This is a genomic window from Mucilaginibacter phenanthrenivorans (assembly GCF_024721155.1).
Taxonomy (GTDB): domain Bacteria; phylum Bacteroidota; class Bacteroidia; order Sphingobacteriales; family Sphingobacteriaceae; genus Mucilaginibacter; species Mucilaginibacter phenanthrenivorans.
Map to the genome: position 1 here is coordinate 73,819 of NZ_JAHVAP010000013.1, position 23,710 is coordinate 97,528.

Here is a 23,710-nt window from a genome sequence, read left to right on the forward strand (position 1 = left end):
TTAAAGTTAACATTTTGTTATTGCAATTTCTTTTTCTAAATTGGGACGAACAAAAAACGCAATCTAACCTTATTTTCATGAAAATCCCAATCGGGCACATACTTAAATTTCTGCGAAAAAAAAATAACTTAAGTCAAAATATTATAGCTGAATATCTTGTTGTAAGCCGACAAACTTACGTTCGATATGAACTTAACATAGTTGAGCTAACTGTTTCGCAAATATTTTTAATTGGTTCTTTCTACAATCTGGATATCAAAGAGTTGATATTTATAATAGAGAAACGGGACGATATTCGTAATTTCCATCATCTGGATCAAATGCTTAAAAATTACACGCTTACTATGGAGAAATCGGTCTAATGAATAGCGATTTTAGAATAGTAGGATTATTTGCGTTGCTAAGTGTTTTATCGTTATTTACAATCCCTAAATTAAACGTAAGTCTCACGCCAGAACACCAAGAAGAAAAAGAACTGACCATTTCGTTCAACGTTCAGGATTCTTCTCCCGAAGAGACAGAGCAGCAAGTAACCAGCCTGCTTGAAAATATTTTTTCAACGCTCAAGGATATAAAAAAAATTACTTCAGTATCAAGATATAATAACGGAAGCATTCAGTTATATTTTAGTAAAGGTGATGATATTTCGTTAAAGAGATTTGAAATTCTTCAGCTACTGCGGCAAATAAAGCCTTCACTTCCTGAATACGTCTCATTTCCAACAGTTAGTCTTGGCGAGGTAGGTGATGCAGAGCAGTACGAAACTCCGGTTTTAACGTTTAATTTAAATGGAACTGGGACAGCCGCTGATTTGAAAACTTTAGCAGAAAACACAATTAAACGCCGGGTAATTAATATCCCTGGTGTCAAAGAAGTAGATATCTCCGGAGCACAGGATCCAGAAATACTAATAAGTTATGACCTTAGAAAATTAACAGCATATAAAATTGACGTGCCTGATATTTTAAGAGCATTGCAATTCGGAACAGAAACACTTTTTCCAGGGAAAATAAATTATAATCACCAAGAGATTTTTCTAAAATCTAATGGCCCTCCGGTAGACATTGAGCGGCTTAAACACATCGAAATCAACAATCCAGCAAGTGGATCAAATTCTGAATTGGAAGATTTGGCAACGATCACTCTTAAGGAACAAGATCCGCAAGGGTATTTCAGAATCAATGGACAAAATGCTATAAATATAAGCGTTTATCCGCAAAAAGGGATTAATACAATATACTTAGCTGATAACGTTAAACAGGAAATAACTGAAATTAACAGTCAATTGGGCAATAGCTATAAGATAACCGTTGAACACGATGATACCGTATTTCTGAAAAAAGAAGTCAACAAAAATTATAGGAGGGCTTTATTTACCCTAATCATTTTATTATTGTTTTTGTTGGTCAGTTATCGGAATTGGAAGCACCTTTTAGTTTTATTTTTAAGTCTTTTCGTCAATTTATCATTGACTGTGCTGCTTGCTTGGGTTTTTAAGATAAGCATTCACATTTATTCACTTGCTGGAATTGCGGTTGCTTTTGGGATTATGATCGACCACGCTATTATTATGCTAGATTACTTTCGGCAATTTAAAAACCGAAAAGTCATTTTGTCTTTATTTGCAGCTACATTATGTAGTATTTCTGCGATGATTTCAGTAAATCTATTACCTGTAGAAGAAAGACGCGATTTAAAAGATTTTGCAATTATTATTATCATCGCGTTAGGAATATCGATAGTTACCAATTTATGGTTCACGATTGGGATTCATAATCTTTTGTTTGATAGACACGGGGTGTCGCAACAACCTCCAAAATTCCCTCGGTTGCGAAAAATTATCAAATTTCAAAATATTTATTACAAATCCATCGCCAACATGGCCGATTTCAGAAGAGTAATTCTAATAATTCTGATCTTGATTTTTGGCCTTCCATTATTTTTATTGCCGGAGAAAATTGAGGGCGCAAACTTTTATAACCGATCTGTAGGCTCTTTCTTCAATGACAATGATTTTGGGGTGGGAATTGCAAAGTATATTGGCGGAACTTTTAGGCTTTTTAAAATTAATGTTTATGAACACAGTACTTATACGGATTTAGGCAAAACGAAATTAATTGTACATGCCGAATTACCAATTGGCAACTCTGTTCAACAAATGGACGTGATAATACGTAGTCTTGAAGGCTATTTGAAACAAGCAGTGGGAATTGATCAGTTTATTACACATATATATTCCGGACAATTTGGGATAATTGAAATTACCTTTAAGGATAAAATGGATTCAGGGCCATTTCCCTACAATTTAAAATCGTCGCTAACAGATAAGGCATTAGACTGGGATGGCATAAATTGGCAAATTTACGGAGTTGGGTTAGGTTTTAGTAATGTAGAACGGGAAGAGAACCCTTCTTTCCGATTTACAATGATGGGCTATAATTTCGATGAGCTGCAGCATCAGGCTGATTTATTTAAACTCAAATTACTTCAGCACAAAAGGATAAAAAAAGTGCTCACAGATGATCATTTTGACTTGCTAGATAAAAAGGGACACGAGTTTGTATTAAATATATCACAAGAAAAGTTGTTAGCTACCGGTACCAGCACCGGCGAATTATTCAGGTCGCTCCAAATAATGGCCAAACGACAGGGAAGCAATTCAAGTCTGCTTATCAATAGTAAATTTTATCCTGTAATAATTCAAAGTGACAGTGCTGAAAGTTATTCCAAATGGGATATTTTGAACAGTTCTATAAGTATTGGATCAAAAAATCAGACTCGACTAAATAATTTCAGCAAGATTGATTTCGTTGAAACTTCTGGTGCTATTCACAAAGAAAACAGACAATACGTTCGAAATATCGCTGTCGAGTATTTGGGAACCCCTCAATTCGGATTTGACTTTTTAAATGACAAATTAAAGGAGATGCAAAACGAATTACCAATCGGCTACTCTATCAAACTTGATGACAGCCATTGGTCAAACAATTCATTGGCCATCTGGTCATTGGTAATTTCTTCTTACCTAGTGGTAATATATCTCATATGCAGTATTTTATTTGAAAATTTATTCCAGGGAGTAATTATTGTTTCTACTATCCCAATATCATTCATTGGCTTATTTTTAATATTCTATATCTCCGATTGTCCCTTTGATCAGGGAGGCTACTGCGCCTTTATTATGATTGCAAGCCTGGTAGTAAACGCTGGGATTTTTGTCATTAATGATTTTAATAATTTAAAAAGAAAACGGATAGACAATAACAACCATAACAGGAATTTAATAAAGGCGGTTATTTATCGAGGCAAAACCATTATATTAACAACATTGGCTGCAATTTGTGGGATGTTACCCTTTCTATTGGAGGGACAAAACGAAATTTTCTGGTTCTCTTTGGCTGTAGGGACGATTGGCGGACTAATAATTTCACTTTTCGCTATCTTTATGGCAATGCCGATTTTTTTGTGGAATAAATCAAGTAGTTCATTTTCCGTCATAAAGAGTTAATGATCTTAAAGTAAAATAGCTTATCCAATAATTTTTTAATGCCACTATATATGCGCGTTTTGCATTGTCTCTTTCTGAAAATGCTATATTTAGATCAGTAACGGTGACTTTTCCAAAACGAAACTGTAGTATAGCAAGATCATACCGTTCTTGAGCAATTTCATCCGCCTGTTTGGCAATTGCTATACCGTCCCTAGTTACGTTTATGCTTTCTAATAGATTTGTTACTTCTTTAGTAATCAATATTTCTTCTTGATCAATTGTGTAAGCTAAAATCTTGAGGTTTGCTTTTGCGCTGCTTACTTTATATTTATTCCTACCCCAGTCTAAAATAGGAATTGTTATTCCGACTACCAGATTTTGAGAAGACGTCGGGCTGTGATAAACCGATACTAAATTTGTTCCGATTGTATTTAACCCAAAGCCAGCGTTTACATTAACGGCATACCGTTGACGTTTGGCCTCGTCCAAGTCACGTTCAGCTTCGAGCTTCCTGCGAATATAACCAATAAATTCTGCTCGATTATTTTTAACTTTAACAATTGCCTCTTCCGTAGTGATGTGATATTGTGGTAGTGTCTCCGGTAGAGTTAACCGCAAAGCCAAGGTGTCTTTTATACCAACATAACTTTTTAAGTCGAAAATAGACGACTTTATACTCATTGATGCGCGTAAAATTTCCTGTTTAAGATTTAGTAGTTGCAGTTCAATTTGTAATATTTTTTCTTTATTCGTGGTGCCTAACGCAATCCTTTTTTTTTCAATATCAAAAATGATGTTTTGATTTTCTTGATTTTTCATGGCGAGGTCAAAATCCGCCTGTGCCTCTAAAACGTTGAAGTACAAATTCGCAGTTTCTAGCGATATATTTTCTATATCCCTGATATATTGCTGATCACTTTCATTTCTTTTCAGCAATTCAATTTTTTTATTCCATGTGTATCCGTTAAAGGCAAATAACGGTTGATTAACTTGTAAAGCTACCGGAATGCCGCTATATTGTTTTTGATTTAGATTAAAATCATCAAATCGGTTGATGGCACTGCTAATTGATACCGCCCCCCCTGTTAATCCAATCTGTTGTGAAAGATTCAAATTAAAATTAGAGTAATTTTGCGTCCTAGGTTGAAAAACCAATGTGCCGTCAGGCTGAATTACGCCAAAATAATCTCTGCTAAAGTTTATTGGATTGCCTGTCAAATCCAATTCCGGCCCCAAACCTGATTTAAATAGGTTATATTGAATATGTTTACTTTCTTTTACGCTTTGAGCCAACTTACTACTTAGCGAGTTTTGGACCGCTTCATCAATTGCTGTGCCCAATTGGTATTCAATTATGGGTTTCGTCTGTGCATTAACGACTAGTATTTTAAGAATGAGAAAGGTACCAAAAATCAGTATTTTTTTCATGCTATACTTTTTTTGTGAAAAACCAATATGCCAATGGAATAAACCAAAGTGTAAAAAATGTTCCCAAGCTAATTCCCCCTATGATTACATAAACAAATGGTCGTTGGAGATCATTACCAATTCCTCCGGAAAAAAGCACCGGAATTAAGGCAAGGCTGGTTGTGAGGGATACCATTAGTAGCGGTTTGAGGCAAATTTCGCCCGCATCATGTAATGCTTTCAACAAGACTTCCTCTTTATTCGTCATACCATTATTTGCATATTCTTTTCTTAGCCGATTAATTGTTTCAACCTTTAGTGAGGGATCGTCTACAATAATTCCTAATACAAAAACGAATCCGATAGCCGACATCACATCCAAAGTTCCTCCAGCCGCCCATAATACGAAAATACCTCCGCTGATTCCGATAGGTATAGTAAGCATAACAATGAACGGATGGATTAGATTTTCGAACTGAATCGCGAGTATAAAATAGAGGAGTAGTAAAGAAATAATAAAAATGAATGTCATTTCCTTTAGTAAAGACTTATTTGAAAAGTAATCCCCAAAAAAAGAAACTGATAAATTAGTCTCAATTGCCCCGCTTGTAATTTCCTTCTGCAATTGTTTTATATCGTTTTTAACGGTTTTACTGTAATGAATAGATTCGTATATTCCTGATTTGTCTGAAGTGATGAATTTATTATCCTGACCTGCGTTAGTGGAAATGAATTGATTGATTGGATAAAACTGTCCATTTCTGCTATTAATTAGTGCCTGAAGCTTTACGGCAAGGGACGTATTTTCTTTGTTGAAACGGATGGGCTTATATTCACCAAATCGTCTAATCGAGGAGATCGTAAAGTTTCCAAAAACTTGATTGAGTTTGCTTTCAAATTGATTTTGGTCGATGTCATATAATGAAAGTTTATTATAGTCAATTGTTAGTTCCACATCCCCTTCCTGAACAAACCCAAGCCCAAGTTCGTAAGTTTTATTTGGTAGGATATTGAGCATATTCTTCAAGTTCGTTTGATAGTCATTATCATCTACGTTATTCATAGGCCTGAATCTAGCTTCCAAAAAGGATTGATCATCTTGAAACAATTGAGTAAATGCATTGGGCGCTGAACTAACTTTTAATTGAGCCGAAGGGTAAATTTGCTTTATATGACGCGCAATAAGTTTATCAAATGTGGCCTTTACATTTTCATTTACTGTTTTGTAATAAATTAGGGAGGTTTGCGAAGTATTGTATTCCTGCCGCAGAACGAACTGTTGAATTCCCACGTCTGCATCCCATTCTATTACGTTACGGTCTAAAAAAGAAGACAAATCCTCTATTCTGCGTAAATTTTCTTTTGTATCAAGAGGTTCGTTCCAATCAATGCTTATAACACTTTCGTTTTCCGATATTTTCGGTAAAGCAGCGACCGGAACTAGTCTAAATAGTAGAAATCCTAAAGGCATCAGAATAATAGTAGAAAAAAAAAATATCTTCTTCCTTTTGAAAATGTAACTTACCATTTGATGGTATGATGAAAGTATTTTTTTGAAGAAAAAAGTATCCTGTTTAAGCTTAGCAGGATCCGTTTTAAGGAGATATTTATACATAACGGGATTGAGGCAAAATGATACCAGCAATGATACGCCCAGCGAAATTGTAAGCGCTATAGCTTGATCGAAAATCAGTGCGCCAGCCATACCACTTAGATATATCAGTGGTATATAAATTGCTATTGTTGTCAGAACATTGCTTACCACTGGAGAAATAACGTCTGCGACCCCTATGATACAACTTTGATCCATGTCAAAGCCTTCTCTTCGCTTTCTAGTAATACTATCCAAAACCACTATTGAATTGTCTATCAGCATTCCTATTCCGAGAGCAAGTCCAGAAAGTGAAATTATATTAAAAGAAATGTTGAAGAGATCAAAGAGAATAAAAGTCAGTAACAAAGAAAGAGGAATGCTGACGCTCATTAAAATAGGCGAAGCAATATTTCCGAGGAATAAAAGTAAAAGAAAGAAGCAGAAAAAGCCTCCATACCAAAGATCCTGAACCAAATTACTGATACCTTGGTTTAATAGATACGTTTGGTCCTGCGTTGTCGAAAAATCAATTGCCGGGTAAATGTCTTTTAACTCGTTAACTACAGCAATAATTTTCGGCACCAACACGTCCATTTTAGACTGGGATTGTTTTTGTACAGTAACCACTAAACCTTCCCTTCCTTTATATAAATGATAACCTTCGGGTTCTTGAATGTCCGTAGTAACTTTGGCAAAGTTGCCAATGGTCGAGACAATTCCATTTTTAAATCGTATGGGAACTCCTGCGATCTGATCTATATTCTCCAGGGTATTGGAAACCTTAATGTAATACCTATATTGACCATCTCTGATGGAAAGGGATCCTAATTCACTATTGGCGTTTTTAATGGAAGAAATCAGGTCTTCTTCGGTCAGTCCGGCTGCATTTAATGCGGATTGCATCGGTTGTATTGCAACCATTCCTGTCCGAATGCCATTAATATCTACGAATGAAATCCCTTCAATTTGTTCCAATCTTTTTTTTATTACTTTTTGCGTCAGATCGGAAACTTGTATATAGTCCTCTTTATGTTTTGGAACCACTTGTATTTTGATGATTGGGACGTCCGAAGTATTTAGTTTAATAACCTGTGGCCTTGTTAGATCTTTGGGTAGATTATTGCTAATTCGATCAATCCTTTCGTTCACCTCTATATATAGAAGATCCATTTTCGCGCTATAATCAAAATTTAATTTCAAGATGGCTGCGTTATCGGTGCTTTGACAATCAATCGTTTCTAACTTGTCAAGTGAAACCAGATCCTCTCTCAATTTTGCTGTGATATTTTGCTCAATAACTTTTGCTGAACTATTTGGGTAGTTGAACTTTACAATTATTCCGGGTATTTCAATATTGGGCAGCAAGGATATAGGTATTCTTGTAAAGGAATACAAACCTAGTAGAATGAGAATTACAGTGCACAAAAAAACAACCAATGGACGGTTTAATAAGAACTTTATCATATTGCTAAAATTCTTTCACTGGCGCATCATGTGCCAACTGTAAATTGTTCGAAATAATAACTTTGTCTCCCGGATTTATACCAGATAATATTTCCACTTCATTTCCATTATCGCGCCCTAGAATGACGTAGTTCCATTTAGCCAAATTTTTGACATCAGAAAAAACAACGGATTTATTATTCCTTACAACGACCGCATTTTTGGGTAAAACGATAGCTTGTTGATTTGGAATTTCGATCGATGCAGTGGCATTCATTCCAGGAATTAATCCCTGGTTTGTTAGAAGTTTCAACTTCACTGTTACCATACCGAATTCATCAACTAATGGATTAATTTCGTCAACCCGCGCCTTGCAATTTTTTTGCCCCGAAACAGGAATGATATCTGCTTCTTGACCGACGTGTATATTATTTATGTCGCTTTCTAAAATCTTTGCTTCCAGAAATAGATCATTATTTGTAAATAATGTAAAAAGCATATCGCCAGCTTTAATAACCATGTCCTTCTGAACTTTCACGTTAGCAATTTTGCCGTCAAACGGAGCTCTAACAGTAGATCGCTCTAACTCTATTTCCAAATCTTTTAAATCGAACTCAGCTGTAGTTAATCCGGAATTGGCCCGCAATTTTCTGTTTACAGTATCTCGGATTGATGCTCTCTCATTTTTTAATAAAGATTCCTGACTTAGCAAATCACTTTGAAAATTTAACTGATTATTAAAAATCAATTCTTTGATCTTTTGAATTTTGAGGTTTATTAATTTTGTGTCAAGTTGAATTAGTAGGATTCCCTTTCTAATGCTATTGCCATTTGCAAGTAAGCAAGTGGTAATGACTCCCGATTGTTCAGCAAGGACATCTTGTTGCTTATAAGCTTTGATCTTTCCACTGCTTCTAACCGTATAGTTAAATATTTTTTTTTTAGCTTTTATAGTTTGAACAAAGGTTGGTTGTGTAGTGAATTTACCGTTTGAATTTTTTATTTCACTGTCCGGATTTTCTGAGCAGGAATAACAGATCAATACAATAATATATAACGAACTTTTCTTAAATATTTCCAACAGATTGGTAACAATCATAGCTTAGTCGAATCTGGTATTGGGATGTAGAAATTCATTTTTTAAAATGGTCCATTTAGAAGCAATTCCTTTCAATGCTCCCTGTTACATGTAATAATCAGGAAATTAAAAATCAAGTTTCTGGCAATAAATCCGCCAGAAACTTGATGCATTGTCAAAGCCTCACATCCTCACGGACAATCATTTGGTATGCAATGATCTAGTCCAGGGTCACAATCGCCACCGTAGGAAACGACTAATCCTGTCGTGATACTTTTACAAGCAATTTTTCTTGGTGTGCCCTGAGCAATTACATTTGCATGAGATGGTTCGCAAATAAAAGCTACCAACAAAGCAGCGCCAAGAATTCCCAGGCACCAAGTTCGTTTTACATTTTTCATTTTTTTAAAAAATTGAAGTTATGCCTACTCTTAAAAGGGTTTTCGGCTTCCCCCTTGTTAATAACCTAAAGAAACATTCCCGCGAAAGATTAAAAAGATTGGGCTATGTTGCACATTAGCGTGCACATATATATTTTTTTGAAAATACCCCGTAACGGAATTATTATATTTTGCCGTTATAAACGCCGTATCTTTCGGCATAACCGGTTTTTTTGTCCAGCCAACAATTGTGCAATGGCAGTCGACGGAGACGGTTTCAATTACTAAAGGCTGATTACCTGTGTTAACAATTGGAAATCGCGCAGCTTTTTGATCACTTTTAACATAAGATCCTAAATTTATAAGTTTTTTTGGAATCGAAATAGTAGTTAAAATTAGTGGTTGATTCGTATCTTTATTACCCCATCCGCAAGAGCTAAGCGTCAAAACGACAATAGCTAGGTAGCTAATTTTGCTCATAGTTTTACAGTTGATTAAATTTACAAAGGACAATTACCGGGTTCGAATTCACATCAAGTGATGACAAGACATGATCAATTTCCCCGGACGACTCTTTTTTAATCTCATCAAATAGGCGTTTATTATGGGTTCTCAGGTAATTAACTTTTTCGGGGTTGATAAAGAAGATAAAATTGTCCCCGTTTGTACCAACTACCCTATCGAAGATTTTAAATAGATAATTACTGTACGAGCCTACTACCCTTTGTGTAATAAAATGTTGTGTCTTCAGGAAGTATATACCAAAATTATCCACGTGTTTATTTTTCTGATAGTTAAATAATAGTATATGGTCTGTTTCTTTAAAATCCGGGGTCAAAAAGGAATATGAAAGTCCCTTTTCAAACGGAAGGGCATAGAAAGCATCTATGTTTTGGAATTTTGAAGGAACTGCGTTTCCAAACTTTACCTGATATTTAAGTTTTATACGTTTTTCGTCGAAGCTGTAGATAGAATCAGAAAAAGCAGGATTATAAAGGTAACTCGCGTTATCGGCATCAGAGATCCCACCAGTCATTCCCGTAATTTCTTTCACTTTTTCAAAAGGAAATTGGTAGGCGATTGGCTCTAATTTATCGTTGGTCCAGATAGCGTTGTTAAAAGCCTCACTTTCGTAAGTAGCAGGATTGTTATTTATATAAAATAAAAATCCTCCAGGTTTATTAAAGAGTAGGGTCGCGAATAATGGAACACGCTGCTGACTAATATATTTTGTACTTGCTTTATCAAAGAATATCAGCTTTTTACCAATATCAGTATAAACCACTATAGCATTTTCTTTTAATACAAAATCCTTGATATTTTGATATTCACCCGGACCGGTTCCGACTTGACCGATAATTTGTTTAAAGTTTCCTAGTGTGTCAAATAATGCCAATTGAGAAAGTTTCCTATCTAATATATATAGTCTGTTTCCCTCCACAATGATCTTTGATACTTCACTTATTATAACAGAGTCATGGTTGTTTTTTAAAGATATTACCTTGAGTTTATTTATAAGCCGGGTACTAGTGTCGTTAAGCGTGTTTGAAAAATCAAGGATATACTGAGGCCTATAATTGACACTAACATGTTTTTTACATCCTAATAAGAGGAACGGTACAAAAAGTATATATATAAATTGTTTTTGTGACATAAAAGAGAATAGGGTTTAAAAAACTTAAAGTTAAAATAGCTGACATTTGAAATGCTTTTTGAGCTATTCTACTCCGTGGGGTAATTGACGAGACTCAAAACGTCTTGAGTCACATAAGAGCGGCACAATCACATGCAATCGTGCCGCATTAGTGTTACTGTGCTGGCGGTTTTGTTGGACTCGTTCCTTCAGGGCAACCATTCGCAATACACCCATCCACCAATGATGACACACATTGATTGCCAAAAGATACTATCTTCCCATCAGCATCGTAGCAATTGAGTCCTGATGGTGCCAGTTTTAGTGGCATGTTAGCATAAGCTTTTGGTAGGGACAAAAATAAACATCCTCCTAATAAGGCGACACTTGCCAAAGTGAAAAGTTTAGATTTAGTTTTCATGTATTTGTTTTTTAATATTGCCTACTCTTTATTGGATTTTCAGCATTCTCCATGAATATTCGAATTAATTTTAAGCTTAGCACTTAGTGGTAACGTTCAGATTAATCGTTCTAAAACTAAAATATTAATCGACAAAAAAGTGCTCTATTTTTTTACAAATTGAAATTTGGTAAAATATATCTAATATTAAATTGGCCGGCATGAACGGTTAATTTGTATTTAGTTCTTAACGGTTCGCTTGCAAACAAAATTTGAAAAATGTAGACTTGATTTACGATTGGTAAAGCCGTTTCCCAATCGGGCTTTTAGCTTGTGATACCTGCCAATTTTTATAGATTATCAGGCTTATTCGTAGAGTACCAGTTGCTATCATTGCGTTTGATGCATCTGATGGAACTGCTTCAAATTTTGAATTACTATTGCTCAACGTTATAGTGGTAAAACCAGCAAAGGCGGAAATCATTACAACGAGAACATCAGATGAAGAAGATGATGAATTGGACCGCATGCGTTCAAATGAGGTTTAGAAGGTGATAAGGACATTATATTTGATTCAGAGAGCAATAAAGCCGCAAAATCATAAAGCCCCTCACACTCACTGCTTGGGGCCTTAAACCTAAACCTTATCACAAGGGTAAAGAGAATTTACCCAAGTCGCAAAGTTAACAGGTTATCGTAAAATTTCATGTGCCAATATCGCCTTTCATCAATAATGCGGCACCAGCGGCGCAGCATAATAGCAAAATACCCCTTGCGGAAGAAACGCCTGTTTTGCCATTGAAAATGTCGGTGTAGAAGTTTGCTTTTCACTGATAAGGAATGGCAACCCGCCATCGTCGCTTCCTATACCTTTAGCAATAAATACCCGCAATTGATTAAACCCGGTGACCGCCGGGTCAAACCCCCTGATACGCAGAAACACCTTGCTCGTGGTGTCGCCTGGCTCGACCACCTGATCGTATGACTTGATATTCGGAAAATAAAGCGTGTAACTGTAATCATCGTATCTGGTCACAGTGCCATTATTGGCATTGACCCATTCATAATTCAGCGGGCCGCCGAAAGAAAAACTGGCTGGCGGTGCCGTTTCAAAGGTTACAAAAAAGGTACTGCTGACAAACCGTGTCCGAAACGACTTTACCTGTAGATAAGAATAAATCGCTTGTCCTTCCGGCATAACCACATCTTCTGTAATATAAGGTTTAGCGGATAATGGCTGGGCGATCTCAACATCGGCAACGGTCATATTGCCTGTAAACAGGCTTTTAAAAAATGCGCCGGGATAATCCTTATTCTTCCTTGTTGAATTATAAGCCATGTAAGCGATATTATCGAAATAGCCAGCCGTTCCCGGCGGCGTTGCCCTGACCAGTTTATCCATCACCAGATTTATCTGGTTATAGCCTGTCTGTTGTTTATCAAATCCCTTGATTTTAATACAAAGCCCTTGCCCCCCGGTTGTATCTTTCGGCATGGTGCTGTTATCAATAGCAGCATCGATATTTTGCGCCTCACCGTCCGGCTGAAAGCCACTTGGCAGTACGCTATAAGACCCGCTGCCTAACATTTCGACGGTGTTGCCGGAGCCAGGTTTCAGAATGACCTTGTTACCGCCGCCATAAAGTTCTGCGGCAATAAGCTTGTCGTTTTTATCGACACTCAGCACGATGCGGCTGAACCCGATGGATTTTACCACATAGCCGTTGGGATAGGTCGTTGTATTAGCGACGGTGACCGGGCCGGTCGGCCCGGTTTGGTTATTATTATTTGTACTTGATTTTCCGCAGGAGAAAAACAAAACGGCAATTGGTATCAATGCCAAAATAGAATGTTTTTTCATGATAATGTCGTCTCGATTACTTTTTAGATTTTAAACAACGAATGGCAAATCCATAGCCTCGTTCAAACTCCCTCACTTTGCCGGAAACGAGTTCTAACGCCGCATCGGGGGTGCTTGTCCAAAAATTGGCGGAACGCCCTCTGAACCTTATGGTAGTCCCGTTAGTGCCATCCCTGCTGCCGGACAGGGACAATCTTAAACTGGAATTCCAGCCCCCGTTTGCGTCCGTTATATATTCGAGATTAATAATGTTTTGTAATTCTGCGGCACTCGGCAAGTGCCAGCCTTCGCCCATCGCCTTGCAGGGATCGCAGCCATTATCGGCAGTGACTTCGGCAGGCGTTGCCGCCGTCCATTGGTCGGTCGATTTTTCATCCCGCCACCACCGGGAGACAACACCCCAATAAAACGGATTAACGCCCGTTTTGTCTAAATCTATCGGATGCCAATCTTTATCCTCGTCGCGCCGGGTATTGGCAGGATAATAAAGTTGGTGGCCGTCATCCCATCTGCCCCACTGGAACAAATCGCCAAAGCTGTCTTCGTCGTGCAAGTCGATGGCCACGCGCTTGCTGCCGAGGCTTTGTTGCAGCCAAATATTACCGTCTTTGGCTCTTACTGTCGTATAGGTAACTTTTTTCTTTTGGTAAATAAAAGTCACTTTCCCGGTATCGCCGACAGTTAGGCCAGGGTCTGTGTTGGTGAGCGTTGTTTTAACGGTGTTATTGGCCGTTGTGGTTTTTCGTTTTTGCTGGCCAAAGCAAAGGCCGCTTGTCAACGCAATAAGCAGCAACGCAACAAATAAAAATTGTCTCATATATTAAAAATTTAAATTTTCAGGATACTTTATCGCCAATGCGATGTTTTGTTCCGTTTTCAGGAAATTTATCAAACAAATTTAAAATTAAATTTTGCGGATACAAATACTATTTAAAGGATAATAAAATCTTAAGTGGATTATTTATTAAATTACTGGGATAATACATCTCTAAATGCATTTTTTTGCCTTTTATATCTTTATGAAATGGAACGTGAGAAACGAAGATATAACCGGATAAAAGCCTATTTAGCCCTGAAACACAAGTCGAATAAATCGCTTGCTGAGCATCTAAACGTCAGTGCGCAAACGGTATCGAAATGGTGCACCAATTACAGTCATCCCTCATTGCCTGAACTCTATGCTATCGCCGAGTTTCTTGACGTCAATGTGTGCGAATTACTGGAACCGATGCCGTTAAAACAGGGATAGGATATGTCGGTAGGGGCGTCATGTTTCAATCAGTTTGATGAACCCGTAACGGTTGAGTATATTTGCAGTTCATATGGCGGAATTCTTCCGCCTATTGTGATAAGGTTTAGGTTAAAGCCCCCAAGCAGCGAGTGTAAGGGGGCTTTTATTTATCCGACCATTTGCATGGCGGCAGTAGAACTTGGCTTGTTGATATTAACCGGTTCGAAATTTAATACAGCATCCATTGCCTCGTCAGCTTCTTTGTGAATAAAGTTTTTCATGTAATTCATGGTTGTTAAAATGATCGAATGACGGAATATCTTTTGCAGCATCAACAAGGAAATATTCATTTCGCCAGCTACATTGCCAAATGCATGTCGTGAAATGTGCATGGTCAATGGATGCATTAAACCAGCTGCGGGACCTACATAATTCCGAAGTACTGTCGAAATTGCGCTCACTCGCGTGCTTATGAATTTTTTGATTTCAAACTTGCTCGCGAAATTGGGCAGTTCCTTAAGATCAGGAAAAATAAAATCATTGGGGCCGCGTTTTTCATCTTCATATTGGAAAAGAATATTCTCAACCTTTTGGACAACATTTTTTGAAATTACCAACGAACCCGGTTTATGGTTCTTGCCCATTGTATAATGCAGTCGGTTATCTTTAAAATCACTCCATTTCAAGCGCAATACATCGGAGGCACGCATACCGCCAAAATAAAATGAAATCAACCAAAGATTACGAGCGTGATTATACTTCCGATTGGTCAGTTCAACACTCTCTATCAGCAGAACATCGGCCATTGAAAGGCCATGTTTTGCGGTTTCAGGCGCCTTTATTTCCATACCACCCTCGCCGAACGGATAATATTTTTGTTCGACTACAGAGGCTGTAATGGCGCTATTGAATAGTTCACGTATAAATGATAGTTTATTATTCACAGTCACTGGGGACATGTTCTTTTGCTTCTTGCCGATTTTGACATCGTTAGCCAGGTAGGCTTTGTAACGATCGAGTAATGAAACCGTGATTTCGGGGAAAATTATATCAGAACCGTTCAAAAAATTCTTGAAGTGTTCCATACTTGCAATTGCTGAATTGCGTTCGGTATATTTTCCTGCTTTCTTTAGTGATTTCCCGTATTCTTCCCCAAATTTAAAAAAGCTTGTAGCACTGTTTGGTTTGATTTTTCGAATCACTGCTTTTGACGAAACATTGTCATTTGCCGTCTGCATTTCTATGGCAGTATTGTTTGCCTCTGCAAGTTTCTTTAAAAGGTAATTATTTAGCTTTGTATGATTAAGATGCGTAGTTTTAACGCGGCGTTTTTTTGCGTCCCAATCACGATGGAATAACCTTATATCAGTATGGTTGATCGACGGTTTGCCATCTTTGTAAATCTTTAAAACAAGGGGTGAAGTGCCGTCGGAAAGCACTTTTTTGCGGAGGTAAAATCTAACTGTTGCCATGTGTGGGTCACTTATGTGTCACACAATTTACGAATTATTCCGCACTTTTCCGAATCTTTTTTTAACAAAAAGTGCCTTTAAACGCCAGAAAGGCGCTTTTTGAACCAAGTTGAACCACTTTACGAAGTTTTCAAAACTTCGTAAATCTTTGTATCTAACCTTTCGCCCTTAACCTACTTCCTCATACAAACTGCTCAATAACCTGCTGCAATTGCCCGGCCTGCATTACGCCGCTTTGGCGCCATTTGGTTTGGCTGTTTTTAAAGATCATGAGTGTGGGTACGCTTTGAACTTTATAGGCGTTTGCCGCCGATGGGTTTTTGTCGATATCGATTTTGATGATGGTAACTTTGTCGCCTAAGGCATCCTTTACCTGTTTTAGTATGGGCGGCATCATTTTACACGGTCCGCACCACTCTGCCGAAAAGTCAACCAATACGGGTTTTTCTGATGCTATGATCTCCTGGAAATTTGCCATGATGTTTTGGATTTATACCAAGATAACGCTTTTATCAGGGATAAGGTTTATTGTTTGATGAAAATTACGTGGAATAAACAAAGAGATAATTAATACAGCGTCATTGCGAGGTACGAAGCAAGCTCTGCACAGGACAATCAATGAACGCTGGTTTTAGTTGGACCTTGTGGCCGCTGACCGGTTGCCACAATATCTTCCTTCCCTGATCTGTATAGTTTAGAGGTTGCTTCGTTCCTCGCAATGACGCGAGTAGGACGGTGGGCTAATGCATCACCTTTGGCCTTACCCCGCTGATCGGCTGCAAAATATTATTATCTGAAAGCCAATCAGCCAAACGCTGCGGCCATGTGTTGATCGATCTCAATTTCGACCGTTGCCCCATGTTGAAGCCGTGCGCACCCTGCGTAAAAAGGTGAGCCTCGACAGGTACTTTAGCATCGCGGTAGCGTTGCAGCAGTTGCATAACGGATATGGAGCAGCAGGGATCGTCATTGGCTGCCAGTAAAAATGCGGGCGGTGCATCAGCCGGAACAACATCCGGAATATAAAGCGGACCGGGATAGATCTGGATCACGAACGCGGGTTTTGAACTTTGGCGGTCGATGGGGTCCGGCGCATTCGGATCGCCTTTACCTTTATCAAAAGCTACCATATCAACCACCTCGCCGCCTGCCGAGAAACCCATCATCCCGATGCGGTTGGTATCGATCCCAAACTCCGCCGCTCGACTGCGAACCAGGCGCATTGCCCTGAAACCATCCTGTTTGGCATGTACATCAATTTTATAGGGAGATAAGGTATCGCGGCCTAAGCGGTATTTCAGCACAAATACAGCAACACCAAGGTTGTTCAGAAATTTAGCAGGGTCGATCCCCTCCGCGGTATAAACCAGCAAACGGTGCCCTCCGCCCGGGCAGATCACCACGGCAGTGCCTGTGGCCTTATCCTTTGGTGGCAGGAAAACGGTAAGCGATGGGTTGTGGATATTCTTTACCCAATAATCCTTTGCCTGTTCAGGCTCGTTACGGCGATTCTCAAAACCCGGCGCACCTTTGGCCCAAAGCGGGATAACCAATGGTTCGGTTTGCGCGAACAATGCGGCAGGGATAACCAATAAGACGATTAGGCTTTTGAGGTATTTCATAATGGCGACGGATATTTAAATTAAAGATAATATAATTTAAAGTCCGACCATAATCGAATAATAAAATGGTAGGGGCGTATAGCATACGCCCTATTCGCATTTTGTCGCTTGCTGAGGGCGTATGCTATACGCCCCTACTGAATACGCCGCAGGTTTCCAAGACATAACACCTATACCATCCCCATTTTAGGATCACTATAAGACGGGTTACCTGTTTCAACACGACCAGCGTAACGCTTCTCAAACGAAGTGCTGCCACTTACCTTAACGCTGAAATCATACCATCCATGGCTGTTGGCAAGGTTAAGCACCAGGTTTGATGTCCCCGATGGTTTAACGGCAACGGCGTGGTTATTGGTTTTATAAGCATGATCAATAATCTGCACCGAATGTTGTTTGTTGCTTAAGTTATGCAGGGCAAGCTGGATATTGCCGGTAAGTTTTTTACTGTCCGTAAGGCTGTGTTGGTATTCGCAGGTAACATCCAATTCCGGATCATTGGCATTGCCTTTAAACTCGCGGAAAAAGCCGTTTGGCCCGTAGGTACGCAAGTGGTAATGGGTGTTTTCAAAATCGGTTAAGGGCCATTCGTCGGCAACGGTATCGCCGGCCTTTGCAGTGTAGGCCCAGGTGCGCACATCTTCGTTCAAATACTTGCCCGGTGCATAAACATTAAAGGGTGAACTCAATGCCTTATCGCCAAATACTTTATCACTCGCAGTAAATTTTACTCCGAATGACTTTTTATCGGCACTTAACTTACCATCAACATACAGCTGGTATGGCAGTGCACACGATGGTTTAATGCCTTGTTCCTGCTTCGGCATGTAGGGCGATGTGTGCGGCGCTTTGTTTATCAGCGCAATTTCATCAGCGCTAAGCAGCTTATAATCGTCAGGCAGTTTTTTGAATTGTGCCTTGTGGATGCTTTCCGCGTGTTCGTCTTTTGCAACAAACTTTGGCATCGGAATCTCTTCGCCGTTATACGGACGGAACGTGGTTGTTAAGTCGCCGCAAACGGTACGGCGCCAGTCGCTGATGTTGGGCTCGGTTATTTTTTTGCCGATTTTAGCGGTCAGGAATTTCTCTAAAAATTGGAGGGTTGAGGTATGGTCAAATACTTCTGAATTCACATAACCGCCCTTGCTCCATGGCGAAGCGATAACCAGCGGCACACGGAAGCCTAAGCCAATGGAGTTTTCCTTTTCATATTTCTCGGGGAAGTTGTTACGGGCAAGCTCCTGTTCGCGGGTTACAAATTCAACGCGGGTATCAATACCGTCAGATACCTTGCCGGTTCCCGGTTTGTGCGAGTGTGGTGCGGTAAACGGCGGCACGTGGTCGAAGTAGCCGTCATTCTCATCGTATGCTAAAATGAAGATGGTTTTTTTCCAGACTTCGGGGTTCTTGGTCAGTATGTCCATCACTTCTGATACATACCATGCGCCAAACCAGGCCGCACTTGGGTGATCTGAAAAGTTTTCAGGAGCGGTTACCCATGATACGGTAGGCAATTTGCCGGTATTCACATCCTCTCTGAACTGGTGGAGCACATCGCCTTTAGGTACTTTGAGTTCGCGCTCGGTGCCGTTATCATCATATTTTAGATCGACCAGCGTACGGTAGTGCGGGTCGTTCTTGTTGTTATCAAACGCTTTGTAATGCAGGCTTTTTTCCTTGTCTGACAGTTTATCAAACATCTCCACCTTATAGGTTTCGCGCTCCTTGATTACGTCTTTAAGGTATCCCTGCAGTGAGCGCAGTTGCTTTTTCAGGGGATTGATGTGCACATCCTCCGGCGGTAAAGCAGCAATCTGCTTTTGTAGCTCATCTATCTTTTCAGGCAGTTCCTTTGCACGTTTTTCCATCGCCTCGATATGCGGCGGGTGCAAATGGATGTTATATTGCGCAAAAAACTCCAGCGCGTTATCCTGGAAGTTTGATAGCCATGGATCTTCTTCGCCCTCAAAACCTGTATCAATGGCAACCTCGTTTTGGTAGCATTTCCAGGAGATGCCGGCATCTTCCAGGCGCTCGGGGAAAGTGGCCCACTTAAGGGTCCCATAATCCATATCCTCGTTCCAAACATGCGCGCGTGAATCTTCGTGCTGTTCTTCGCGTACGGTGCCCGTCCAGAAGTACAACCTGTTAGGATTTGTGCCGGTTAAGGCTGAGCAAAAATTCTGGTCGCAAACGGTAAACGCATCGGCAAGGGCGTAGTAAAAAGGAATATCTTCACGGGTATGGTAGCCCAAAGTTAAAGGCATATTAGCATATTCCTTGTTGCCATTGCGTTTGTTATCCAGCCATTTATCAAACTTGCCGTCGTTACGGGCATTTACCTGGTTGCGCCATGAATGCGGCAGCGAACTCATCCATGTTGATTTTGTGTTTTTTATGTCGAGGCGGAAAGGTGCATAAGTCTCGCCTTTTATGTTCGATTGCAGCCACACTTTGTTTTTGTTGGGTAGATCAATTGCACGCGGATCGTTATAGCCACGAACACCTTTCAACATCCCGTAAACGTGATCGAACGAGCGGTTTTCCTGCATCAGGATCACAATGTGCTCAGCATCCATGTAGGTGCTGCCCGGTGCCGGGTTAATAGCCATTGCCTTTTGAATAGAGGCGGGGATCAAGCCCGTTATACCAGCCGCACCTGTTAATAGCGCCGCTTTTTTTAAGAAATCTCTCCTGGTATCCATATTTTTAGTTCATGGTTCATAGTTGATGGTTCATGGCAGCTGCAAAAGCCACCGGATATAACTATGAACTATTTATTAATGTATTTCAAATTTAGCGTTTTCTATTAGTTCATAGTTGATGGTTAATGGTAGCTGCAATTTTTTTGGTGTACAGCTAATCTTTCCGGCTATGAACTATGAACCATCAACTATGAACTCCTCTTCCCAATATACTCTTCGCACAAGCCAAACGATAACGTCATTCCGTTGCCGCCAACGCCGTTTATAACGGTTACACCCGGGGCAATGTCAACTATCAATTCGGTTGCGCCGTTGGTCATTTTTGGGTAGATGCCGTGCCATGACTGCAGTAATTTCCAGTCCTTAAAAGTGGCAAAAGTTTGTAAGTATGAAGTTATCATACTATTAATAAATTCCTTGTCGAATGGGTCGTGAACCAAACCATATTCGTGCGAATCGCCTATGGTTAATTCGCCGCTGCCGTTTTGCGATACCATTACGTGGATGCCCCATTTTAGGTAATCGGCGTATTGTTCTTCGTAACGTTTGCGTAAGGCAGGTAGCGAAGCTGCTGCCTGGAAGCCCGGGTAGTGGATCATAGACAAGCCGCCGCATAACGATGGGCCGATGCGCCATTCGTCCGGCTGAGTAACCAGGCGCATCATCTGTAGCTTGCATTTGGTTATTTGTGTTTCTAAAAACAGTTCGGGATACAGGGATTCAAAATCTGCACCGCTGCAAACAAAAATCTCATCCGCCTCCCATACGCGGTTACCAGACATTACCCTTGGGTGTTCAATTTGGCTGATCGCAGTATTCCAATGAAATTCAACATCATATTTATCGGCCAAATATTTGGCAACTTGTCCGACAGCTACGCGCGATTCAACTATCATTTCTTCGCCGCTCCATAAAGCGCCCTTCAATCCGTTCGGATTAACAGCCGGTGATTTCTCTAAAGCCTGTTTAGGTGATAAAATGCTGCAGTCGCGCAGATGCTGGTTTACTTCAACGTATTCGCTGATCACCTGCAGCTCATCATCATGATAAGCCAAATGCAAGGAGCCAACTTCATCGTGCCAGATGTTTGCTTCGGTACAGATCTCCTTCCAGATGCTACGGGAAAGCATGGCCCGTTCAAACAGCGGCCCGGTTGCCTGCCCGATGGGCCAGATCATCCCAAAATTACGGATGGAAGCGCCAACCGCACGTTCATTGCGTTCAAAGATGGTTACTTTATAGCCACGGATTGCGAGTGCTCGTGCGGTGGCTAAACCAACTATTCCGGCGCCTATAATTATCGCAGAGCCCCCTGACCCCCTAAAGGGGGAATTTGATGAATGTGTTTGTGTCATACGGATTGTATGTTTAATTCGCCTTGCGGCTCTTCGCTTATATTGTGTTTGCGGGCAGTTTGCATAAAGTAGATAAGGGAGAATATGGCGCATGCCCCGCCAACTATGCCTACCACCAATACACCCTCCTTAAAGAAAGTTGCCCAGCTGATGGATGGCCGGCCAAGTTCCTTAACCAGTAAAATGGTCACACTGCCAAGGTAGCCCATCGAGTCTGATACATAGATCAGGAAACCTACGTTACTGCGGTAATGGAACGAGGCGATCATTCGTTCAAAGAAAATAGCGTTATACGGAACGTAGCCTAAGTAAAGACCTAACCCGGCTGTTGTCATCCACTCCATAGGGCCGATAAGTTTAAGCTCGAAAAGTATAGTACCCGCCGCAATTAACACGCAGCCGCCAATAATCATAAAATGGATAATGCGAAACGCTTTCAGGTTTTTCCTTACCAATATCAGCAAGCTCATGGCCACTAATACAATAACAGAAATTATGGTATCAATTTTAGCGTAAATGGTATTGTCCTTGTTACCCAGGCTGGCCCAGATCTCCACCTCAAAATTATCGCGGATATCGCGCATTATGGTGAGCAGTACATAAATAACCAGCGTAAGGATGATACCCGGTAAAAAGCGCCTTAAAAATAGCTGGCGTTCGGCGGCATCCATTGGGGTACGTTTTGTGCGGAGCTTAACATCTTCCTCCGTGGGAGGCGGCATCAATTCCAAACAGAAAACAAAAAATATGAGCGGGATCACGAACAGCGCACCTGTTATAAACGGCATGGTGTATTCGCTCACATGAAAGATATCGCGCATGCTGCGTGCTATTGTTTTTACAAAACCCGAGGCAAAAATGAGGCTGATGGATAAAACCGCTGCCATAAACTCGGTGGATTTTCTGCCCTCGAGATAACTAAAAACCAATCCCCAGATCATCCCCAGCGGGAAGCCATTGAGGAAAAGGCAAATAATATTATAAGGAGCGGGGATAACTGCGAATAGCAGCAACGCTGCCCATGCGGCTCCAATCAGTACGAAAATGCTTTTGGCCCGCTGACCAGGCTTTAACTCGGCAATAAATTTAATACCGTAAAACTTGCTTAGTGTGTAACCAATAACCTGGGCTATTACCAGCCATACCTTATAATCAACATGGAAATATTGCTCGCCGGTAAACGTGCCTGCCGCAAAGCCTTTGCGGAAAGCGTACATGGAAGTATAAGTACCGAAGGCACATACCGCAGCTAATACTGATATTACGGAGTAAGGCCATTTGGCAACCTTAACACGCAAGCTATCCATTATCGTCATGGGTCTATTTGCTTATGATGGTTAATACATCTGCAATATCATCAATAATATGGGTTGGATTGTAGGCCTCCAGCTCCTCGCGGGTAAAAATACCGGTAGTAACACCGATAACATATTTACAACCTGCGTTTTGCCCCTCGCGAACGTCAACCTCGGTATCGCCAACTTTGGCAACTTCCCGTGAACGTTCTATTTTACCATCGATCATCATTTTCTGGATCATGTAAGGGTGGGGGCGACCAAGCTCTACTTCGTCCGAACCGACAACATGATCAATCAAATCCTTTTTTAACCATTGCAGGCGGTTAACTATTGTATCAGCAATATCGCGCGAAAAACCCGTGTTGATCCCTACCTGTACGCCTTTGGCGCGTAATGCAGCAAATGTTTCTTCAACATTTGGCAGCGGCTCAATACCTGGTGCGGTTTTGTAATGCGATATCATTTGCTCAACAAATTCCTTATGAATTTTGCTTACTAAGTCTGTCGTTATTTTAGCGTCGTTATGCTCATGGAGGCGCAGGATCTGCCTGATGGCTAAATTTTTTTCATAACCCATCAACGGGTTGATCAGTTCGAGCGGAACTTCATAATTTGATTTTAACAGCGCAGCCTGGAATGCCTTGCTTACATCATGATCATCTTTAACCGTTGTTCCGGCTATATCAAACACTACTAACTTAATTGACATAAAATTGAATTATTGTTTAGCAATACTAAACT

General features: G+C 40.2%; 19 protein-coding genes. 3 read left to right on the forward strand and 16 right to left on the reverse strand.

What is annotated here, in order from left to right; translation table 11 throughout:
• Nucleotides 1-77: 77 nt before the first annotated feature.
• Both KXD93_RS30665 and KXD93_RS25660 read left to right on the forward strand, forming a co-directional pair.
• Complete coding sequence (locus tag KXD93_RS30665; protein WP_373417375.1) at nucleotides 78-362, forward strand: helix-turn-helix transcriptional regulator; 285 nt, start codon at nucleotides 78-80, stop codon at nucleotides 360-362.
• Complete coding sequence (locus tag KXD93_RS25660; protein WP_258140388.1) at nucleotides 362-3,508, forward strand: efflux RND transporter permease subunit; 3,147 nt, start codon at nucleotides 362-364, stop codon at nucleotides 3,506-3,508. Before KXD93_RS30665 ends, KXD93_RS25660 begins: the two co-directional genes overlap by 1 nt.
• On the opposite strand, the gene KXD93_RS25665 is transcribed toward KXD93_RS25660, so the two are convergent.
• The 9 genes from KXD93_RS25665 to KXD93_RS25705 all read right to left on the reverse strand — a co-directional run bounded on the left by KXD93_RS25665 (nucleotide 3,485) and on the right by KXD93_RS25705 (nucleotide 14,103).
• Nucleotides 3,485-4,918 carry a TolC family protein gene (locus KXD93_RS25665; RefSeq protein WP_258140389.1) on the reverse strand — a complete coding sequence of 478 codons (1,434 nt, stop codon included), beginning with the start codon at nucleotides 4,916-4,918 and terminating at the stop codon, nucleotides 3,485-3,487. The genes KXD93_RS25660 and KXD93_RS25665 overlap by 24 nt on opposite strands.
• 1 nt (nucleotide 4,919) lies before the next feature.
• Nucleotides 4,920-7,955, reverse strand: a complete 3,036-nt coding sequence (locus KXD93_RS25670) for an efflux RND transporter permease subunit (RefSeq protein WP_258140390.1) — start codon at nucleotides 7,953-7,955, stop codon at nucleotides 4,920-4,922.
• Nucleotides 7,956-7,959: 4 nt separating this feature from the next.
• The gene (locus tag KXD93_RS25675; RefSeq protein ID WP_258140391.1) at nucleotides 7,960-9,033 is read right to left on the reverse strand and encodes an efflux RND transporter periplasmic adaptor subunit; all 1,074 of its coding nucleotides are present in this window, start codon (nucleotides 9,031-9,033) and stop codon (nucleotides 7,960-7,962) included.
• Between the two features lie 170 nt (nucleotides 9,034-9,203).
• Nucleotides 9,204-9,413: a hypothetical protein gene (locus tag KXD93_RS25680; protein ID WP_258140392.1), complete on the reverse strand. Its 210-nt coding sequence runs from the start codon at nucleotides 9,411-9,413 to the stop codon at nucleotides 9,204-9,206.
• A 57-nt stretch (nucleotides 9,414-9,470) separates the two neighbouring features.
• Nucleotides 9,471-9,872: a DUF1573 domain-containing protein gene (locus KXD93_RS25685; RefSeq protein ID WP_258140393.1), complete on the reverse strand. Its 402-nt coding sequence runs from the start codon at nucleotides 9,870-9,872 to the stop codon at nucleotides 9,471-9,473.
• 4 nt (nucleotides 9,873-9,876) lie between these two features.
• Entirely contained in the window at nucleotides 9,877-11,046 is a 1,170-nt protein-coding gene (locus KXD93_RS25690; RefSeq protein WP_258140394.1) for a DUF4934 domain-containing protein, read from the reverse strand.
• Between the two features lie 154 nt (nucleotides 11,047-11,200).
• Nucleotides 11,201-11,446 carry a hypothetical protein gene (locus tag KXD93_RS25695; protein ID WP_258140395.1) on the reverse strand — a complete coding sequence of 82 codons (246 nt, stop codon included), beginning with the start codon at nucleotides 11,444-11,446 and terminating at the stop codon, nucleotides 11,201-11,203.
• Nucleotides 11,447-12,152: 706 nt separating this feature from the next.
• Nucleotides 12,153-13,286 (reverse strand): hypothetical protein, encoded by a 1,134-nt coding sequence (locus KXD93_RS25700; RefSeq protein ID WP_258140396.1) that lies wholly within the window; start codon nucleotides 13,284-13,286, stop codon nucleotides 12,153-12,155.
• A gap of 16 nt (nucleotides 13,287-13,302) precedes the next feature.
• Nucleotides 13,303-14,103, reverse strand: a complete 801-nt coding sequence (locus tag KXD93_RS25705; RefSeq protein WP_258140397.1) for a fibrobacter succinogenes major paralogous domain-containing protein — start codon at nucleotides 14,101-14,103, stop codon at nucleotides 13,303-13,305.
• Nucleotides 14,104-14,310: 207 nt separating this feature from the next.
• On the opposite strand from KXD93_RS25705, the gene KXD93_RS25710 reads away from it, so the two are divergent.
• On the forward strand, nucleotides 14,311-14,535 hold the full coding sequence (locus KXD93_RS25710) for a helix-turn-helix transcriptional regulator (protein ID WP_258140398.1): 225 nt from the start codon (nucleotides 14,311-14,313) through the stop codon (nucleotides 14,533-14,535).
• 149 nt (nucleotides 14,536-14,684) lie between these two features.
• Here KXD93_RS25710 and KXD93_RS25715 read toward each other — a convergent pair whose 3' ends face one another.
• The 7 genes from KXD93_RS25715 to KXD93_RS25745 all read right to left on the reverse strand — a co-directional run bounded on the left by KXD93_RS25715 (nucleotide 14,685) and on the right by KXD93_RS25745 (nucleotide 23,678).
• Complete coding sequence (locus tag KXD93_RS25715) at nucleotides 14,685-15,989, reverse strand: site-specific integrase (protein ID WP_258140399.1); 1,305 nt, start codon at nucleotides 15,987-15,989, stop codon at nucleotides 14,685-14,687.
• Between the two features lie 181 nt (nucleotides 15,990-16,170).
• Entirely contained in the window at nucleotides 16,171-16,467 is a 297-nt protein-coding gene (trxA, locus tag KXD93_RS25720; RefSeq protein ID WP_258140400.1) for a thioredoxin, read from the reverse strand.
• Between the two features lie 262 nt (nucleotides 16,468-16,729).
• The gene (locus KXD93_RS25725; protein ID WP_258140401.1) at nucleotides 16,730-17,611 is read right to left on the reverse strand and encodes an alpha/beta hydrolase; all 882 of its coding nucleotides are present in this window, start codon (nucleotides 17,609-17,611) and stop codon (nucleotides 16,730-16,732) included.
• Between the two features lie 170 nt (nucleotides 17,612-17,781).
• Nucleotides 17,782-20,316, reverse strand: a complete 2,535-nt coding sequence (locus KXD93_RS25730) for a phosphocholine-specific phospholipase C (protein WP_258140402.1) — start codon at nucleotides 20,314-20,316, stop codon at nucleotides 17,782-17,784.
• Between the two features lie 188 nt (nucleotides 20,317-20,504).
• Nucleotides 20,505-21,671 (reverse strand): TIGR03364 family FAD-dependent oxidoreductase, encoded by a 1,167-nt coding sequence (locus tag KXD93_RS25735; protein ID WP_258140403.1) that lies wholly within the window; start codon nucleotides 21,669-21,671, stop codon nucleotides 20,505-20,507.
• The gene (locus tag KXD93_RS25740) at nucleotides 21,668-22,987 is read right to left on the reverse strand and encodes a DUF5690 family protein (RefSeq protein WP_258140404.1); all 1,320 of its coding nucleotides are present in this window, start codon (nucleotides 22,985-22,987) and stop codon (nucleotides 21,668-21,670) included. Before KXD93_RS25740 ends, KXD93_RS25735 begins: the two co-directional genes overlap by 4 nt.
• A 4-nt stretch (nucleotides 22,988-22,991) precedes the next feature.
• Nucleotides 22,992-23,678 (reverse strand): HAD hydrolase-like protein, encoded by a 687-nt coding sequence (locus KXD93_RS25745; RefSeq protein ID WP_258140405.1) that lies wholly within the window; start codon nucleotides 23,676-23,678, stop codon nucleotides 22,992-22,994.
• Between the last annotated feature and the right edge of the window lie 32 nt (nucleotides 23,679-23,710).

Coding starts and splice junctions, on each gene's coding strand:
- KXD93_RS25690 (WP_258140394.1), bottom strand. CDS start 11,046: ATGTCACAAAAACAATTTATATATATACTTTTTGTACCGTTCCTCTTA.
- KXD93_RS25725 (WP_258140401.1), bottom strand. CDS start 17,611: ATGAAATACCTCAAAAGCCTAATCGTCTTATTGGTTATCCCTGCCGCA.
- KXD93_RS25685 (WP_258140393.1), bottom strand. CDS start 9,872: ATGAGCAAAATTAGCTACCTAGCTATTGTCGTTTTGACGCTTAGCTCT.
- KXD93_RS25660 (WP_258140388.1), top strand. CDS start 362: ATGAATAGCGATTTTAGAATAGTAGGATTATTTGCGTTGCTAAGTGTT.
- KXD93_RS25705 (WP_258140397.1), bottom strand. CDS start 14,103: ATGAGACAATTTTTATTTGTTGCGTTGCTGCTTATTGCGTTGACAAGC.
- KXD93_RS25735 (WP_258140403.1), bottom strand. CDS start 21,671: ATGACACAAACACATTCATCAAATTCCCCCTTTAGGGGGTCAGGGGGC.
- KXD93_RS25680 (WP_258140392.1), bottom strand. CDS start 9,413: ATGAAAAATGTAAAACGAACTTGGTGCCTGGGAATTCTTGGCGCTGCT.
- KXD93_RS25730 (WP_258140402.1), bottom strand. CDS start 20,316: ATGGATACCAGGAGAGATTTCTTAAAAAAAGCGGCGCTATTAACAGGT.
- KXD93_RS25670 (WP_258140390.1), bottom strand. CDS start 7,955: ATGATAAAGTTCTTATTAAACCGTCCATTGGTTGTTTTTTTGTGCACT.
- KXD93_RS25665 (WP_258140389.1), bottom strand. CDS start 4,918: ATGAAAAAAATACTGATTTTTGGTACCTTTCTCATTCTTAAAATACTA.
- KXD93_RS25695 (WP_258140395.1), bottom strand. CDS start 11,446: ATGAAAACTAAATCTAAACTTTTCACTTTGGCAAGTGTCGCCTTATTA.
- KXD93_RS25740 (WP_258140404.1), bottom strand. CDS start 22,987: ATGACGATAATGGATAGCTTGCGTGTTAAGGTTGCCAAATGGCCTTAC.
- KXD93_RS25675 (WP_258140391.1), bottom strand. CDS start 9,033: ATGATTGTTACCAATCTGTTGGAAATATTTAAGAAAAGTTCGTTATAT.
- KXD93_RS30665 (WP_373417375.1), top strand. CDS start 78: ATGAAAATCCCAATCGGGCACATACTTAAATTTCTGCGAAAAAAAAAT.
- KXD93_RS25745 (WP_258140405.1), bottom strand. CDS start 23,678: ATGTCAATTAAGTTAGTAGTGTTTGATATAGCCGGAACAACGGTTAAA.
- KXD93_RS25710 (WP_258140398.1), top strand. CDS start 14,311: ATGGAACGTGAGAAACGAAGATATAACCGGATAAAAGCCTATTTAGCC.
- KXD93_RS25700 (WP_258140396.1), bottom strand. CDS start 13,286: ATGAAAAAACATTCTATTTTGGCATTGATACCAATTGCCGTTTTGTTT.
- trxA (WP_258140400.1), bottom strand. CDS start 16,467: ATGGCAAATTTCCAGGAGATCATAGCATCAGAAAAACCCGTATTGGTT.
- KXD93_RS25715 (WP_258140399.1), bottom strand. CDS start 15,989: ATGGCAACAGTTAGATTTTACCTCCGCAAAAAAGTGCTTTCCGACGGC.